Below are 15413 nucleotides of genomic sequence, written 5' to 3' on the forward strand. Positions count from 1 at the left end.
ACTCTATATCAAAGGGACGCCCCCGGTATAGGTTGCGCCGCCTCCACTCCGCGCCATCGCATCCTGCAGCCTGGCCGTGACAATTTCGGATGGCTCGAGTTGCAGGCCCGGGGCGATCACGCGGACCACTGGAATGGCGAAACGCTGGCGCGTGAGTTCGAGGTAGAATGTTTCGATTCCGAGCTTTTCCAAACGCTGTACGATCAATCTAAATATGACGCTCGCTTCAGTTGCGGCAAGGGGCAGGTGGGCCGCGCACTCTGCGACCGGCTGCAGCAATCTGCACTCGTCGGCGTTGATCGCTGCGCGCTGCAGGTGGATGCGATCCTGTGCGTTGAGCGCGTCATCGCCGCGTTCGCTGCGTTTGGTTGCGACGACGCTGTCGGCCAGTTCGATCTGGCACATTTCCAGAATCGCCGAGCGGACTGCGGCCTCGAGGGACGGCCGCGCGGCGAGGCCGAAGGCGAAACTGGAACCGTCCGCCCGGCAGGAAACCGCCGCGACGCAGGACACGCCGATATCCGTCGTAATGTCGAGCAGCCATGTCCGGCGCAGCACCGCTGCGCCATCCCGAAGCTGCCGCAACAAGCCGTCCGCTGCGATGCCCGCTTCATGCTGCGGCGGAATCGATCGCGGCAACTGACCGCCTCGCCACCACAGGCTGGCTGCGTCGCGCTCGATCAATTCCAACAGGCCATGCAGCGCTGCGGCGTCCCGTGACGGACCGGCGGCTGATCCGATGCTCAGCGGGAACGGCGGCGCAAACTCGCGTTGCGCTGGCGGCCGCCGCAGGCAGATGTCCGCCGGAAGCAGCACCTCGCCGCCGTCGGTCAGTCGCGTTGCGCGACACCAGGAAAGCGCTCGCTCCGGTTGCATGCGGCGCTCCGAAAGGGTAGCGACCAACTCCAGCGCCTTCGGCCCGAGCTTTCCGGCCCAATCGTCGACGCCGGGTTTGAGCAACAGGTCGGTTCCGGTCTGCAATTGAGAGAGGTACTCGATACCCTCGCCGATGCAGCCCTGAAACGCTTCCCGCAACGTCAGACCGACGCCGGAAACGCCGACCATCGGGCTTGCCTCATGCAAGGGATCGGCAAGCGCTGGATCGAATTGCGCGCCAAAGCTGATCAGGCCGGGCGCAGCGGGCGAGGCCAGTTCGAACACGCGCGCAAATCGGGAAGCAGCGATCAGCAAATGAGCGCGATTCGCGAGCTGCGAATCAATCCCGTTGCTGGATTCTTCGGCATATTCCAGCGCCTGAAGGATGAGTCTGGCATCGCGATCGCCGGCCGCATCCACATCGTTGCCAAGAAGCAACGATGCAGCACGCGCAAACAATTCCTGCATCGACTTTTCGGTACCGCTCACGGTGACCTCACGACTTGACGTGCAGACTCCAGATGAGAGGTCAGTCCGCCCTCGCCCTGGAGGAATTTATGCTCGCGAAAGCCTTCGTCATAGCCATGGCAGCAGATATTGCTCGATCGGATTACGCCAAGCCGACCTTGATTCGTAGCCGCAGCCGTGAATGGCTGATCGCCTGCCGTTGGGGACCCGAGGGTGAATATCTTTCGATTGCGACAGCCGGACCGATCACGGAGCCTCTCGCATTGATTGCACCGCAGGCGATCGCGCCAATCCACAGCCTGGTCGGCGTGCTGGTTTCCGAATCGGAAACGCAAGCGTCCAGCACGTTCCTGCTGGTGCGCCAGTTGCCTGCTGCGATCGAGCTTGCCGGCACGTTTTTTCCCGCCGACGGATACGTGCTGCTGCAGGATCACGGCGATGTTCATCTCGTCTGCAAGACGCGCTATTCGCATAGCTGCGGCTGGCTCGACGGCAAGGAGGTCCGCAAGGACATTCCCGATCCGGCACCCTATTCGGCTGAGGCGATGTCCTGGCATATCGAAGCAACGCGCCGTGACTGGATCGGCGAGTTCATTCCCGGCAGCAGGCCGCCGGAGCGGTTTGCGATTCGCGCGACGGGTTGAAGCGCGAGCGAACTAGCGGCAAAGACAGGGCGGCACGAGGGGCCGCGCAACCGTGGCCTTCGCCCCTGCCGTTCGATCGCCGACGCTTTCAACCAGCTTTGGCGACGCAACGCCGCACGAGCGGGGTGGTCATTCGCGCATAGGCCCTGAGAACGCGCAGAGCGCGCCCGGCTCGGCGAGCAAATGAACCGGTGAATTCAAGCCGGGAGATCCGGGCCGGGAAGATTCGAACAACTCACCGACCGAAACGCCGAGCACCGAAGCGATTTGCGCCAACCGGCTGGCACGAACCCGGGTGGCGCCCCGCTCGTATTTCTGCACCTGTTGAAAAGTCACATCGATGCGTTCCGCAAGCATGGCTTGGCTGATGCCGCGGTTGACGCGAAACAGGCGAATCCTGGCGCCCACCATCGCATCGAGCGGGCCTGATTTCCTCGTCGCCATCGGCAGGCTTCCCAGCTAAAGCTGGGAGATTCTAGCACAACCTCAGCGAGACGCAGGTGCTAATTCGCGATCCTGGGAAGCAATTTTATCCGCTTCTCCTCAGTGACTTGCTCAATAGTCAACCGGCCCTTCGGGTCGATCGCCGCCTTCATGGCCAGCGGGTGACCGGTTTCGAGGAAATGCTGCAGGACGGCGCGGCTCTCATCCGAGAGCGCAAACAGCCCGCGCATTAATTCAAAGAAGCCAGGTTCTTCCGCGACATAGAGCAGTTCGCGCAATTCTGCGCCGGTATACTGCCCCAACGCCGTTACAAGCCATTCGGTTTGGTCGTTCGGATCGCTCTCCGGCACGCGATTCAGATAGTAGACAACCGATTCCGCACTCATTTCATCCCCCGGTACCTCGCGATAGCTCACAGGCCGCCCGTTCGGTACGGCTTTCTGGCAGCTAACTCCCGACCGTAACACTGCGTGGGCTCTCGTGATTTCAGCGTGATCGCAAACGCAACGGTGTGCCTGAAATTCCGTTGCCAGGTTCCAGGCTGTGCCGAACTGGTGCGGCCTTGGGCGGCCGGGCGCAATATCCAACATTCTGCCGCCGTTCGGCGGCAGTCCGGCATTTACCCGTACCCACCGCCTCACGGCGCGGGCAGTCAGAAAGCCTTTGCGATGGCCTGCTGGGCATCCTGCTGAATCGTCTTCAGGTGATTCTGGTCCCGAAAACTCTCGGCATAGATCTTGTAGACGTCTTCGGTGCCCGATGGCCGCGCGGCGAACCATCCTGCCTCGGACTCCACCTTGATACCACCGAACGATTGATCGTTACCCGGCGCCCGGGTCCGAATCGCGCTGACCGGTTCACCGGCAAGCTGTTGCATGTTGAGTTGCTCCGGCCCGAGCGCCTTTAGCGCGCTCTTCTGTTTGGGCGTCGCCGGCACGTCGATCCGCTCATAGAAGGACACGCCGAGTTCGGCGGTCAGGGCCGCAAACTGCTGGCTCGGATCGCGGCCGGTGCGGCCGATGATTTCGGCGGCGAGCAGCCCCATCACCATGCCGTCTTTGTCGGTCGTCCAGACCGAGCCATCGCGCTTGAGGAACGATGCGCCGGCGCTTTCCTCGCCCGCGAATCCGAAGCCGCCGGTGCCAAGGCCATCGACAAACCATTTGAAACCGACCGGGGTTTCGACCAGCTTGCGGTTCAGCTTTTTCGCGACGCGGTCGATGATCGAACTGGAGACGATGGTCTTGCCGATCGCGGCCTCGCTGCCCCATTGCGGCCGATGCGCGAACAGGTACGCGATCGCTGCCGCGAGAAAATGGTTCGGATTCATCAGCCCGCCGGTGCGGGTCACGATGCCGTGCCGATCGGCATCGGTGTCGTTGGCGAAGGCGACGTCAAATCTATCGCGCATTTGGATCAGGCTTGCCATCGCGAACGGAGAAGAACAATCCATCCGGATCTTTCCATCCCAGTCCGCCGTCATGAAACGAAACGTCGGGTCGACAGCGTCGTTCACGACAGTTGCGTTGATCCCGTAATGCTCGATCAGCGGCTGCCAGTAGTGAACGGCGGCGCCGCCCAGCGGATCGATCCCGATTCTAACGCCGGATGATTTGATCAGCGCCATGTCCACGGCATTGCCGAGATCGGTGACATAGGGACGGATGTAGTCGTGCAGATGCGTCGATGGCGCCTTGCGGGCACGCTCATACGGCATCCGCGCAACGCCCTTCATGTCGGCTTCGATGTAGGTATTGGCAGCCTTCTCAACCTTGCCCGTTACGTCGGTATCGGCCGGGCCGCCATGCGGCGGGTTATATTTGTACCCGCCATCCTCTGGCGGATTGTGCGACGGCGTGATGACAACGCCATCGGCAAGTCCACTCGCTCGTCCCTTGTTGTAGCTCAGGATTGCATGCGAGATGACGGGCGTCGGCGTATAGCCGCCGCGCTCGTCAACCATGATGTTGACGCCGTTGGCGGCAAACACCTCTACCGCGCTCGCAAGCGCCGGCTCGGCCAGCGCATGGGTATCGATGCCGATGAACAGCGGACCGGTCAGTCCCGTCTCGCGGCGATGATCGCAGATCGCCTGCGTCGTTGCCAGGATGTGATTTTCATTGAACGAGTTCTTCAACGACGTCCCGCGATGGCCCGAGGTGCCAAACGCAACGCGCTGGGTGGGATCGGACGGATCCGGCTTCGACGCAAAATAGGCCGTGATCAACCGCGGTACGTTGACGAGGGAGGCGGAATCGACCGGTTTGCCGGCAGCGGGATTGGGGGCAGTCACATGACCTCACGGAATGGTGGTTTCGCCGGATTATAGGTGCAAGCGTTGGCTAGGGCAAAATCGGGCGTCACGTCTGCGACGCATGCCGATGCCACCTTCGGTAAACGCCGCGCTGCCGGGGCGGTTTCCTGACGCCTTGCGCAAAGTACGGATTGTTCAAACATTGGGCCGCGCGGCCCGAAGCGGACGCGGCACACTGCCCCAGCGATGCGAAGCTGCAGTCGATATGGCCCCCACCGATGGAGTAGGTTTGCAGGCAAACCGGGTAGTTTGGATCATAGGTCTGGGCGCATGCGAGCGCGGGCGCCAAGACCGCTCCAAGCGTCAGAATCGTGCAAGCCAATACGCGAATTGGGAGCTCCTTCGGGGCAACCGATCTGAAGAACGCCGTGAAGCAAGCGACGCACCAAGGCCGCGCCTGATCTTAACGACGCAATTTGTATCCGGCGGCATCGCGGTCCCAGGTGTCCGGAGTCATCCCAGCCTCGCGCAGCACGACCTTGCGTATCTTGCCGTTCTCGGTCAACGGCATCTCGGTGACGATCCGGACAAAGCGCGGAATCGCGAAATAGGCCATCTTGCCTTCGCAATGGCTGATGATCTCGACAGGATCAAGCGCCTGGCCAGGTTCAAGCTGGACGGCTGCCGCCACCTCGTCCTCGCCGAGTTCGGACGGCAGCGGATAGATCGCGCAGGCGGCGATCGCCTGATGCTTGAGCAGCACCTGCTCCACCTCCCAGGACGAAACATTCTCGCCGCGCCGGCGGATCGAATCTTTCATTCGGTCGACGAAGCGATAGTGGCCGTCCGCGTCGCGTACGACCCGGTCACCGGTGCGAAACCACCCATTCCGCCAGGCTTCGGCCGTCTTGTCGGGCATTGCGAAATATCCCGTCGCAAACGCGAGCGGTTCGCGCGCGCGTAACAACAGCTCGCCGGCCTCGCCGTCAGGCAGGGATTCGTCCTCGGAGTTGACGATACAAGCCTCCACGCCTTCGACGAGATAGCCCATGGTGCCGGGGCGATCGGACGGGATCGTGCCCGCGAACACGAAATTCGTCTCGGTCGACCCGTAACCGTCGAGCAGCGGCACGCCAAAACGCTCGAGGAACGGACCGTGAAATTGGCCGGGCACGCCGCCACCGAGCGCTACACGCACGAAATGCGCGGTGTCGTTCGCTGACGAGGGCTGTGCCAGCAACATCACGGCCATCGCGCCGAGGAGGTAACCGACCGTTGCCTGATGTCGGCGCGCCGCGGCCCAAAAACCGGAGGCGGAGAATTTCGGCTCGAGCACGTAGGTGCAGCCGTTGAGGAGCGCCTGATAGAACGCGTTCAGTGCGTTGGTGTGGAACAGCGGCAGCGTCGTGAACAGGACGTCGCCTTCGCGAATGTCCAGCGCACGCGCCGAATAGACGCCCCACCAGAACATCTGCGCCTGCGGGCAGCAAACTCCCTTGGAAGGACCTGTGGTACCCGACGTATAGAGGATCGCGACCGTGTCGCCCGGCTGTACCGGCGCGGGCGGCGTTCCGTCGCCGAGCGTCGCCAGCGGCGAGATCGATCCGGGCGCGAGTTGAGACGCGACACCTTCGTCGATTGTCCAGACAGTATCCGGCGGCGCGACGTCGCTTTCCAGCGTGTTGATGGCAGGCACAAAGCACGACTCGATCACCAGCAGCTTCGGCGTGGCGTTGCGCAGGATGTGGCCGAGCTGGATGCCGCGCAGTGCTGTGTTGATCGGCACCGTGACGGCGCCCATCCAGGCGCAGCCGAGATAGATTTCCAGGAATTCCGGTCGATTCGAGCACATCAGCGCGACGCGATCGCCGGCGCGAATTCCGGCCTGCATCAGGCGGGCGGCCGACGCAGCGGCGATTGCAGCCGTTTCAGCATAGCTCCATCGCGTTTCGCCAAAGACAAACAGCGTGCGGTCACGGTACCGCGCGGCTTGCCGTGTCAAAATGGTCGAGAGAATTCGATCCGCCGGCGTAAAACGCTCAACCGCCTGCGGCCAGATCGACCCACCCCGCCGCTGCCCGGCCGCGCCACCATCACCTGCCTGCATACGCACCTCCAAGGCCCAACTCCAAGGCCACTTCCAAGTTTCGCCGGGCAGGTCTGCGATAGATCGCTATTGGCCAGCAATATAGTTTAGGCTTAAAGTATTCGACGAGGACCGCTGCAGCAAGCGCTGCGTGCGGACTCTGCGTCCGGCGGCAGGAAATGAACGGGAGCGACGCCCGCAATGAGTCTCAACATTCCGTATCGATCGCCATCCGATGCTTTCGCCGCCACGGCTGCAAGGCGGCCGGACGCGCCATTCCTGCTGGCGCCCGCAAGTGCGCAACTGCCCTACGCTCCGGAAGGTTTCAAGATCGAATACGGCGTCTTTAGGTCCGAGGTCGAGCGCCTGCGTGCTGAATACGCGGCCGCCGGCTACGGACGCGGTGCGCGGGTCGCCTTGCTGCTCGAAAATCGTCCGGTCTTCTTTCTCCATTGGCTCGCGCTCAATGCGCTCGGGGTTTCGATCGTTCCGATCAACCCCGACGTCCGCTCCGATGAACTATCCTTCCAGCTTGAGCTGTCCGAGGCCGACCTGCTCGTGGCAACGCTCGATCGCATCCATGTGACGAAAGATGCGGCGCTTGGCCGCGCCCGCCTCATCGACACCGATAGCCGCATCCCGCCGTGCCAGACGAACGTCAGCGCCCAAAACCCCGAGTTCAATGATGAATGCGCACTGCTGTTCACCTCAGGCAGCACCGGCAAGCCAAAGGGCTGTATGCTCTCGAACCGCTATTTTTTGCAGGTCGCCGACTGGTACCTCGCGCAAGGCGGCGTGGCAGAGCTACAGCCAGACCGCGAGATCAACCTGACGCCGCTGCCGATGTTTCACATGAACGCGCTCGGCTGCAGCGCTGTCGGCATGATGGTGCTCGGCGGCGCAGTGGTACCGCTCGACCGCTTCCACGCCAATCGCTGGTGGCAGTGCGTGGCTGATAGTGGCGCCACCGTGGTGCATTGTCTGGGCGTCATCCCGGCCATTCTGCTGCAACTGCCTGTTACTGAAGTGGAACGGCAGCATCGCGTGCGCTTCGCCTTCGCGCCCGGCGTCGATGTCCGCCACCGCGCCACCTTCGAGGAGCGCTACCACATCCCGATCGTCGAGGCCTGGGCCATGACCGAGACGGGGGGTGCGGCGGCGACGACCACCGCCCGTGAGGCCGCGGGGTTTGGCGCGCGCTGCGTCGGCCGGCCATCATCAGATATGGAGTATCGCCTCGTTGACGATCAGGGCTCCGATGTCGCGCCTGGAAAGCCCGGCGAATTGCTGGTCCGCGCAAAGGGCGACAATGCCCGGGCTGGGTTCTTCAGCGGATACCTGAAAGACGAGGAAGCCACCGAAGCGGCGTGGCAGGACGGCTGGTTCCACACGGGCGATCTGGTTTTCGCCGACGAGGACGGACTTCTGTATTTCTTCGATCGCAAGAAGACCATCGTGCGGCGCAGCGGTGAGAACATCGGCGTGCTCGAGGTCGAAAGCGCGCTTTACATGGATGCGCGCATCGGCGGCTGCGCGGTGACACCCGTTCCCGACGACATCCGCGGCGAAGAGGTCTTTGCTTTCATTGTGCCGAATGTGGAGATCGACGATGCTACCGCACTGGCGGCTTCGATCGTCGAAACCTGCGCCGAGCGCCTCGCCTATCACAAGGTGCCCGGCTACGTCGCCATCCTCGACGAGCTGCCGCTGTCGTCAACGCGCAAGCTCGCCCGGGGCGAGATCAAGACGTTGGCGGCTGCCGCCGTCAGCGCCAATCGCGCGATCGACATGCGCGCGCTGAAGGCGAAGCTACGCCACGTCTGAGCCGCGGGTGCCGATCCGGCTACTACGGCAGCAGCTTGTATTTCCCGTTTTCGATCTGGACCAGTATCCGGGCGCGGCTATCGACGCCGTGGCGGTCGGCCGGCGTATAGGTGTAGATGCCGTGCGCACCGACGACATCCTTGGTCGCGAACAAGGCTTCGCGTAACGCGTTACGGAACGCCGGCGTTCCGGGCGTCGCGCCGGTCGCCTTGGCACGTTTGGCGGCATCCATGAACACCAGCCAGCCATCGAAGGCATAGGGCGAAAAAGCATCGGCCGGCGCCTCGCCATTAGCTTTCTCATAGGCCGCGCGGAATGCGAGCGCGACCTTGCGGATAGGATTGCTCTCGGGAAGCTGTTCGCCCGCCGTCACCGGCCCGGTCGGGCAGATGATGCCCTCGGCCGATTTGCCGGCAAGCCGCAGAAAATCCGCGCTGATCATGCCGTGATTGCCGTAGAGCGGCCCCTTGTAACCACGCTCGGATAGCGCGATCACGGGCAGCGCGCCGGGCGTTCCAGTGCCGCCCAGCATGATCGCCTCGGGCCGCAAGGAAACTGCACGCAGCACCTGCGCAGTGACCGAGCTGTCGGAGCGCGCATAGCGTTCGTTGGCGATCACCTTGATGTCGGCCTTCTCAGCGCTTTGCAGCAGCGAATTATACATCAGGTCGCCAAAGGCGTCGGAGAAGCCGATGAAGGCCACGCTCTTCACCTTGCGGCTCTTCATGTGATCGACGATGCCTTGGACGAGCAGCGGCGTCGGCTGCGGGGTTTGCACCACCCACGGCCCGCCCTCCCCGGCCGACACTGGCGCGATCGGCGAGACCGCTATCATCGGCACTTTCATCTCGACGGCGGCGGTCGCCATCGCCAGCGTCTGCGGCGCGCCTGACGTGCCGATCAGGAAATCAACCTTCTCCTGCTCGACCAGCTTACGCGCGTTGCGCGTCGAGGCGGCCGGATCCGAGCCGTCATCGAGCTGGATGACGCGGACTTTTTCACCGTCGATCTCGCCGACATAGGCCTGGCCTGCGGCCAATCCTTTGGCGTTCGGCACGCCGATCGAGGACACCGGTCCGCTCAGGCCGGTAACAAAACCGACGAGGATGTCGGCATGCGCCGGCGCCACGGCGGCGAGCAAGAGCGCAGCGCCGATCAACAAAGTCTTTTTCTTGTTCATGATGTCACTCGATGTCGATGAAAAGGTTCAGCCCTGCCCAGGTATCAACGCAAGCACGCGCAACGGACTGCCGGAGCCATTCTGGATTTTGAGCGGCGCGGCCACGATCACCGCGCCGGTCGGCGGAAGCTGATCGAGATTGCACAGGCACTGCAGGCCGTAGCGTCCGCCGCCGTGAAGGAAATGATGCGCCGGATACGGAGGATCGAGATGCCCGGCCTGACCGGCATCGGTGCCGATCGTCTCGGTGCCAAAGCCGATGACGCCGCGCTCCTCGACGAGCCAGCGCATCACGGCGGCGTTCGGTCCGGGCGTGTGGGCGCCGTCGTCCTTCAGATTGGCGTAATCGCGCCACCCTTTCTTCGACCAGTCGGTGCGCAGCAGCACCCAGTGCCGTTCCGGAATCCGCCCGTGGCTTTTTTCCCAGGCTTCCACGAACGGTATCGTCAAAAGGAAATCCGCATCCTTTGCGGCCTGCGCCGAGCAATCGATCACGCAGGCCGGCGCGATCATGTCGCGCACCGGCAGCGTGTCGACCGCGTTGTTTGGCAGGTCCTTGCCGGTGAACCAGTGGATCGGCGCATCGAAATGGGTGCCGGTGTGCTCGCCGAAGGTGAGATTGTTCCAGTACCAGGCAGGGCCGTTCGCGTCGTAGCGCGAAATCTGCTGGATGCGGACCGGCGCGGCCTGACCAAATTCCGGCGGCAGCACGATGACGGGAAAGTCCGGGCTGAGCGTAAACGTCAGATCGACGACGCGCACCTCGCCGGATGCAACCGCGCCGGCAAATTGCATGAGACTGTTGCTGTCCATTGCGCTTCTCCCGTTCTCAACAAGCCTGGCTATGCCCCCAGCTCTCGCTCGACCGCCTTGGGGTTGGCGGCCAGGCGCTGACGAATGTCTTCGGCGACGTCGCCCACGAACACCTCTTCAAGCCCGCGCTTGAGCGCTGACACGATCGCACCCGCCACCGCGCGTGGCGCCACCTTCGGCGGCGGCACCGTCTGGAACCATTCGATATCGAGCGGACCCGTGAACACGTTCACCACCTTGACGCCGCCGGGCCGAAGCTCCGCCCGCAGGCAGTGCGACAGCGACAGACAGGCGGCCTGCGACGCCGAATAGGCGCCAAACACCGGCCAGTTCGCCAGCGCATAGACCGACAGGATATTGACCCAGGCGGCAGCGCTGTTGACGCCATCCGAGCCGCGCATCCGCATCGCCGGTCCGAACGCCTGCGCCAGATGCACGAAGCCGAGATAGCTCTGGTCGATCTCGTCGCGCACGACGCTGGTGCCTTGCCGATCGAGCAGCCCGCCGGCGCGAACATGTTCGGTGGTGTTGACGAGGATATCGATCTTGCCGCCAATATCGGCCGCCAGATCTGCGACCGACTTCTCGTCGCCAATATCGAGCGGCACGATCTCGACGCCCGCCATGGCGCGCAACGCATCCTCGCCGCGGAACGGCTTCCACGGCTCGGCGACGCCGACGAACACGATCGACGCGCCGGCTGTCTTCAACGCAGCCACCGCTTCCTGACCGACGATGCTGCGCCCGTTGGTCACCAGAACGCGCCGGAATTTTGGATCGGCGGTCATCTCACGCCACTGCCTGTCGTCCGTCATGTTGGGAGTCTCACGTTCGGGGTGCGCGAAGGCCACGGCCTGTCCGCTCTTGTCCAGTTGGAACGACATCACGACCAGCCCGCCCTCTTCGCAATCGGCGTGCAGGTGCGTCACGAGGGTTGGCCCGCACTCCATCGCAACCAGGCCGATGCGCCATGGCGCGCGCTCGCGGAAGTGCACGTCCGCCGGGACATGCAGCGTCGTTTCGGACAAAAGCGTCCCTCGCCGCGGCGCATCCGTGAAGGCGAGATCGGGGGAAAGGCATGCAGGGCATGCATCACGCGCCGGATAGCCGAACGTTCCGCAGGCTCCGCAGCGCTGCAGCATGAAGTGCCCCTCGGCAGCGGCCCGCGTAAAGCCGTGCGAGGCACGGCTGCGTGCGCGTGGCGGCGACGTCGGCAGCCGCGTCCGCTGTAAAGGATCCTTCCGGCGCGGCTTTTGGATCGGTTCGATCATGCGTCTGGCCCCGCGAGGATCGCCGCGCCCGAAGCAAGGCCGCGATCATAGTTGATCATTCCAAAACCCGAAGCCAACCCGACGCGTGCATCCCTAACCTGCGTCGGACCGGCCTGCCCGAGAACCTGGCGCAGCGCCTCGACCACGCCGAGATAGGCGCCGCCCGCGCCGGCCTGCCCGACCGAGAGCTGACCGCCGGAGGTGTTGTGCGGGAAGCTGCCGTCGATCGTGAGATCGTGCTGCCGAACGAAGTCCGGTCCCTCCCCCTTTCGGCAGAAGCCGAGGTCCTCGAACTGCATCATCGAGATCACCGGATAATCGTCGTAGGTCTCGACGAAATCGAGATCATCCGGCTTGATGCCCGCCATCGCGTAGAGCTCATCGACATCAACAGCCCATCCGCCCCGCACCTGAACGGGGTCGTCGCCGAACGCATTGTGGCGCTCGATCGTGGCGAGAATTTTGGCCGCAGGCAAATTCAGCGATGCGGCGACATCCTCGCCCATCACCAGGAAAGCCTCGGCGCCCGCGCAGGGCATCACGCAATCGAACAGATGGATCGGATCGGCGATCGGTCGCGCCGACATGTATTGCTCCATGGTCAGCGGCGCCTTCATCAGCGCGTTGGGATTGCGGAGCGCATTGCTGCGCTGGGCGACGGCGATCTTGCCGAAATCCTCGCGCTTGGCGCCGAACGTTCGCATGTAGTTGCGCGCGATCAGTGCAAAGCTCGCATTGGCGCCGCCGGCGCCATAGGGATAGACGGCATCCTGGTTGAAGCGCGAGAAGTTTTCGAGTGTGTAGCGGAAGGAATCGACGTGGTTGGTATCTCCAGCCACGCAGGCCACGATGCGCGCGTCGCCCGCCTGCACCGCTCGCGCCGCGCGGCGCAGCGCAGCGATGGCGCTCGCACCGCCCAGCGGAATGGTGTCGATCCATCGCACGCAGAGGCCGAAATGCTGGGTAAGCCCGATCCCGCTGTCGAGCCCCGCCGTGAAACTCGAAACACAGAAGCCGTCGATGTCGCGCGGCGTGATTCCGGCGCCATCGACCAGCGCCTTCAGTGCGCGGCCGATCCACCACTGCGCGCTCTCGATCGAGTAGCGCACGTACGGGATCGTCACCGGAACTGCCATCACGACCCGATTGTAAGGTGTTCGGATGGAGCTCTGCATCGGACCGCCGGATTCCTGTGAGCCGTTCAGAGTACGGTCAATTTGACGTCGTCGCTTGCCGCCTTGCCGTCGCGCCCGCCGGTCGCCGTCACCTCGGCTTCATACAAGATCTTGTCGGGCTGCAGCATGTCTTGTCCTCAAGCGCTGTTCGGTTTGTGGGGCGTGCGAGCCACGGTGGCGCGGAAATCCCGGCGGGCACGGTCATTGGCCAACGCAAAACTCGGCCCGCGGCTCGGCTCGGTGCCGTTGAGACGCTGCAACTGCACCCACATCTCGGCGCTCTTCAGCGCGACCGCCGCACAGTTCACCACTGGCGCATGGTCGATCTTGAAGCCACGCTCGCTCGCAATCAGGAGACCGGGCAACACGCCGGCCGGAATGATGACGTCGGCGCCGCGATCGACCAGCGGCTGCGCGCAGGCTGCAAAGTCGCTCAGCATGCGTGCCTTCGCCGCCGCATCGCCCGCAAACGCGGCGCTGAAATCTTCAGGACGACAGCCCATGCCGGTAACATGCACCACGCGGCCGGAAAGCCCGTAACGATCGGCCTGCTCGTAATGCCAGACCTCGAAGGCGGCATCGAGCGTGACAAGGCCGAGCCGACGGCCAAGCTGCGACGCCGCGAGCAGCGTGGCCTCGCCGGCGCCGACCACCGGGATCGTCAGCGCCGAACGCAGTTCGTACAATCCCGGATCCTGGAAGTGGCCCATGACATAGGCGTCGAAGCTGTTTTCCTGCGCTGCGAGTCCGTTGTCGACCGCCTGGATCGCGCAACGGAATTCGCTGAGGCGGCCGAAGTCGCGATCGGCGGGCGTGATGCCCTCGACGTGGACGCTGGTGCCGGGTGCCGCGATCTCATTCAGATAGGCCGCAAGCCGCGCCATGTAGGGCGCGCTCGTAGCCTGGTCGACGAAGCTCTGCCAGAAGATGCGCACAGCGGATATCCCGTTCAGAGGCGACGCGTGCCGATCGATCCTCAAACCACGTATCTGAGGAGACTGACGATCTGCACAAGCCATCGATGTGAAGGCACACGATAGCTCAGCACCATTCCATCGACTGAAATATTTCAACCACAAAATAATTTTCGCGTCAATTGAACGGCTTTCCGACGATATCTGCGCGCGACGAGATCGAGTTGCCGAAAGGACAGGCAGAGAGCGCCTCACGCTTTTGCACGCGTGAATTCAGCTTTCGCGCTTGCACGCGCCGCCGCAAACTTTTCCGCAAAGCCACGAAGCTGGCGTATTGACGTTCGGCGAATAAATACTTTAGGCTTTAAACAATTACGGGCATCCACGCCTGTGCGGGCATGCGCCGCATTGGTAGTTGCGTTGATAAAGGTCATCAATCGTGGCTGAGATTATCGACCTCGGAACAACAGGTATTGCAGACGGGTTCGCATCCGCCGCGGTTGGAATCGGCGCTTCAGGTGCCGTTCCCGCCCTTGGCCATCTCGGCGGCGACGAAGTCGCGGACCAGGCCGGCGAAGGCCTCCGGCATCTGATCGGGAAGCGGCACCATGCCTCCTGAGAGCTCGCACAAGGTACTACCCTCGATAGCTCCAGCAACTCTTGGAGCCACGGGATGAACGTGAGGATCGGCTGTCGGAGCAATAACCAGCGTGGGACACTGGATGCTTCCCAGACGATCCTCCATCCGATAGCGATTCACCACCCGATGACCTTCCGCCGCCATCTCGCCAGCCCGCAACGCATCGATCATGAAGCTCTGCAGCAAATCGATATCATCAGCGGGATAGAACGGCTGCCGACGCGCCCAGAGCTCGGTGAGATGGGAGCCGTCGGGACGCGCCTCGACCTCGTCGATCACACGCATGCCGTCATGCCTGGCCCGGCGCGCCGCATCGACGAAAGGACAGGCCGAGAGCACCAGTGCGCTCACCCGCGCAGGCGCCGAGGCGGCCATTTCGACCGCGATCACCGCGCCGGTGTGATGACCGACGATCGCGGCCCGCGGCTCTTCCAGCGCATCGAGCAGCGCGAACGCCCCTTCGGCCCACAGTTCAATCGAAGGATCAGCGGCAGGCCGATCGGAATCTCCGAAGCCCAGCGTATCCATTGCGATCGCGCGGAAATCGCGGCCGAGCAGCGGCAGCACATCACAGTATTCGTCCCACGAGCGCGGCGTCTGATGCAGCAGAAGAATGGGAAACCCGGTTCCGGCCATAGCGACATGGATGCGGCCAAGACGCGTCGTGACGAAGCGGCGCTCGAGATTGGAACCGACTTTGCTGACGCTCATTTCATAACTCCCATCCGGAGGCGGGGAACGGACCCGCGCCGGGTTTCGGCGGCAATCACGGCATCGATCGTGCTGGTCCGACCCGATCCATGCTGACATCTCGCTCAGGTCGC

At 63.4% G+C, this 15413-nt stretch carries 16 protein-coding genes; 3 read left to right on the plus strand and 13 right to left on the minus strand.

Features of this window, described 5'->3' with window-relative positions:
• Positions 1 to 3 precede the first annotated feature (3 nt).
• The gene (locus KJQ96_RS25190) at positions 4 to 1065 is read right to left on the minus strand and encodes a YcaO-like family protein (protein WP_213289103.1); all 1062 of its coding nucleotides are present in this window, start codon (positions 1063 to 1065) and stop codon (positions 4 to 6) included.
• 12 nt (positions 1066 to 1077) lie between these two features.
• Here KJQ96_RS25190 and KJQ96_RS25195 point away from each other — a divergent pair, with 12 nt between their 5' ends.
• A complete protein-coding gene (locus KJQ96_RS25195) occupies positions 1078 to 1383 on the plus strand; it encodes a hypothetical protein (protein WP_213289104.1) in 306 nt (101 codons plus the stop codon).
• Positions 1384 to 1433: 50 nt separating this feature from the next.
• A complete protein-coding gene (locus KJQ96_RS25200) occupies positions 1434 to 1988 on the plus strand; it encodes a hypothetical protein (RefSeq protein WP_213289105.1) in 555 nt (184 codons plus the stop codon).
• A 129-nt stretch (positions 1989 to 2117) separates the two neighbouring features.
• Here KJQ96_RS25200 and KJQ96_RS25205 read toward each other — a convergent pair whose 3' ends face one another.
• The 5 genes from KJQ96_RS25205 to KJQ96_RS25225 all read right to left on the minus strand — a co-directional run bounded on the left by KJQ96_RS25205 (position 2118) and on the right by KJQ96_RS25225 (position 6793).
• Positions 2118 to 2432: a helix-turn-helix domain-containing protein gene (locus tag KJQ96_RS25205; RefSeq protein ID WP_213289106.1), complete on the minus strand. Its 315-nt coding sequence runs from the start codon at positions 2430 to 2432 to the stop codon at positions 2118 to 2120.
• A gap of 59 nt (positions 2433 to 2491) precedes the next feature.
• Positions 2492 to 2848: a hypothetical protein gene (locus KJQ96_RS25210; RefSeq protein ID WP_213289107.1), complete on the minus strand. Its 357-nt coding sequence runs from the start codon at positions 2846 to 2848 to the stop codon at positions 2492 to 2494.
• A 236-nt stretch (positions 2849 to 3084) separates the two neighbouring features.
• Positions 3085 to 4725 carry a phosphoglucomutase (alpha-D-glucose-1,6-bisphosphate-dependent) gene (pgm, locus tag KJQ96_RS25215; protein WP_213289108.1) on the minus strand — a complete coding sequence of 547 codons (1641 nt, stop codon included), beginning with the start codon at positions 4723 to 4725 and terminating at the stop codon, positions 3085 to 3087.
• A gap of 67 nt (positions 4726 to 4792) precedes the next feature.
• On the minus strand, positions 4793 to 5068 hold the full coding sequence (locus tag KJQ96_RS25220) for a DUF3551 domain-containing protein (protein ID WP_249734483.1): 276 nt from the start codon (positions 5066 to 5068) through the stop codon (positions 4793 to 4795).
• Positions 5069 to 5149: 81 nt separating this feature from the next.
• Entirely contained in the window at positions 5150 to 6793 is a 1644-nt protein-coding gene (locus tag KJQ96_RS25225; protein ID WP_213289109.1) for an ATP-dependent acyl-CoA ligase, read from the minus strand.
• Positions 6794 to 6973: 180 nt separating this feature from the next.
• Between KJQ96_RS25225 and KJQ96_RS25230 the strand changes: the two genes are divergently transcribed.
• Positions 6974 to 8596 carry an AMP-binding protein gene (locus tag KJQ96_RS25230; RefSeq protein ID WP_213289110.1) on the plus strand — a complete coding sequence of 541 codons (1623 nt, stop codon included), beginning with the start codon at positions 6974 to 6976 and terminating at the stop codon, positions 8594 to 8596.
• A gap of 22 nt (positions 8597 to 8618) precedes the next feature.
• Here the strand turns inward: KJQ96_RS25230 and KJQ96_RS25235 are convergent, their stop codons facing one another.
• The 7 genes from KJQ96_RS25235 to KJQ96_RS25270 form a co-directional block, all read right to left on the minus strand.
• Positions 8619 to 9776 (minus strand): ABC transporter substrate-binding protein, encoded by a 1158-nt coding sequence (locus KJQ96_RS25235; RefSeq protein WP_213289111.1) that lies wholly within the window; start codon positions 9774 to 9776, stop codon positions 8619 to 8621.
• Between the two features lie 27 nt (positions 9777 to 9803).
• Positions 9804 to 10589 carry a cyclase family protein gene (locus KJQ96_RS25240; protein WP_213289112.1) on the minus strand — a complete coding sequence of 262 codons (786 nt, stop codon included), beginning with the start codon at positions 10587 to 10589 and terminating at the stop codon, positions 9804 to 9806.
• Between the two features lie 29 nt (positions 10590 to 10618).
• Complete coding sequence (locus KJQ96_RS25245; protein ID WP_213289113.1) at positions 10619 to 11860, minus strand: SDR family NAD(P)-dependent oxidoreductase; 1242 nt, start codon at positions 11858 to 11860, stop codon at positions 10619 to 10621.
• Positions 11857 to 13035, minus strand: a complete 1179-nt coding sequence (locus KJQ96_RS25250) for a thiolase family protein (RefSeq protein WP_213289114.1) — start codon at positions 13033 to 13035, stop codon at positions 11857 to 11859. Before KJQ96_RS25250 ends, KJQ96_RS25245 begins: the two co-directional genes overlap by 4 nt.
• A 137-nt stretch (positions 13036 to 13172) precedes the next feature.
• Complete coding sequence (locus KJQ96_RS25260) at positions 13173 to 13970, minus strand: aspartate/glutamate racemase family protein (protein ID WP_213289115.1); 798 nt, start codon at positions 13968 to 13970, stop codon at positions 13173 to 13175.
• A 230-nt stretch (positions 13971 to 14200) separates the two neighbouring features.
• Positions 14201 to 14383 (minus strand): hypothetical protein, encoded by a 183-nt coding sequence (locus tag KJQ96_RS25265; protein ID WP_213289116.1) that lies wholly within the window; start codon positions 14381 to 14383, stop codon positions 14201 to 14203.
• Between the two features lie 80 nt (positions 14384 to 14463).
• The gene (locus KJQ96_RS25270; RefSeq protein ID WP_213289117.1) at positions 14464 to 15300 is read right to left on the minus strand and encodes an alpha/beta fold hydrolase; all 837 of its coding nucleotides are present in this window, start codon (positions 15298 to 15300) and stop codon (positions 14464 to 14466) included.
• Positions 15301 to 15413 lie beyond the last annotated feature (113 nt).

The organism is Bradyrhizobium sp. sGM-13 (assembly GCF_018398875.1).
Classification (GTDB): Bacteria; Pseudomonadota; Alphaproteobacteria; order Rhizobiales; family Xanthobacteraceae; genus Bradyrhizobium.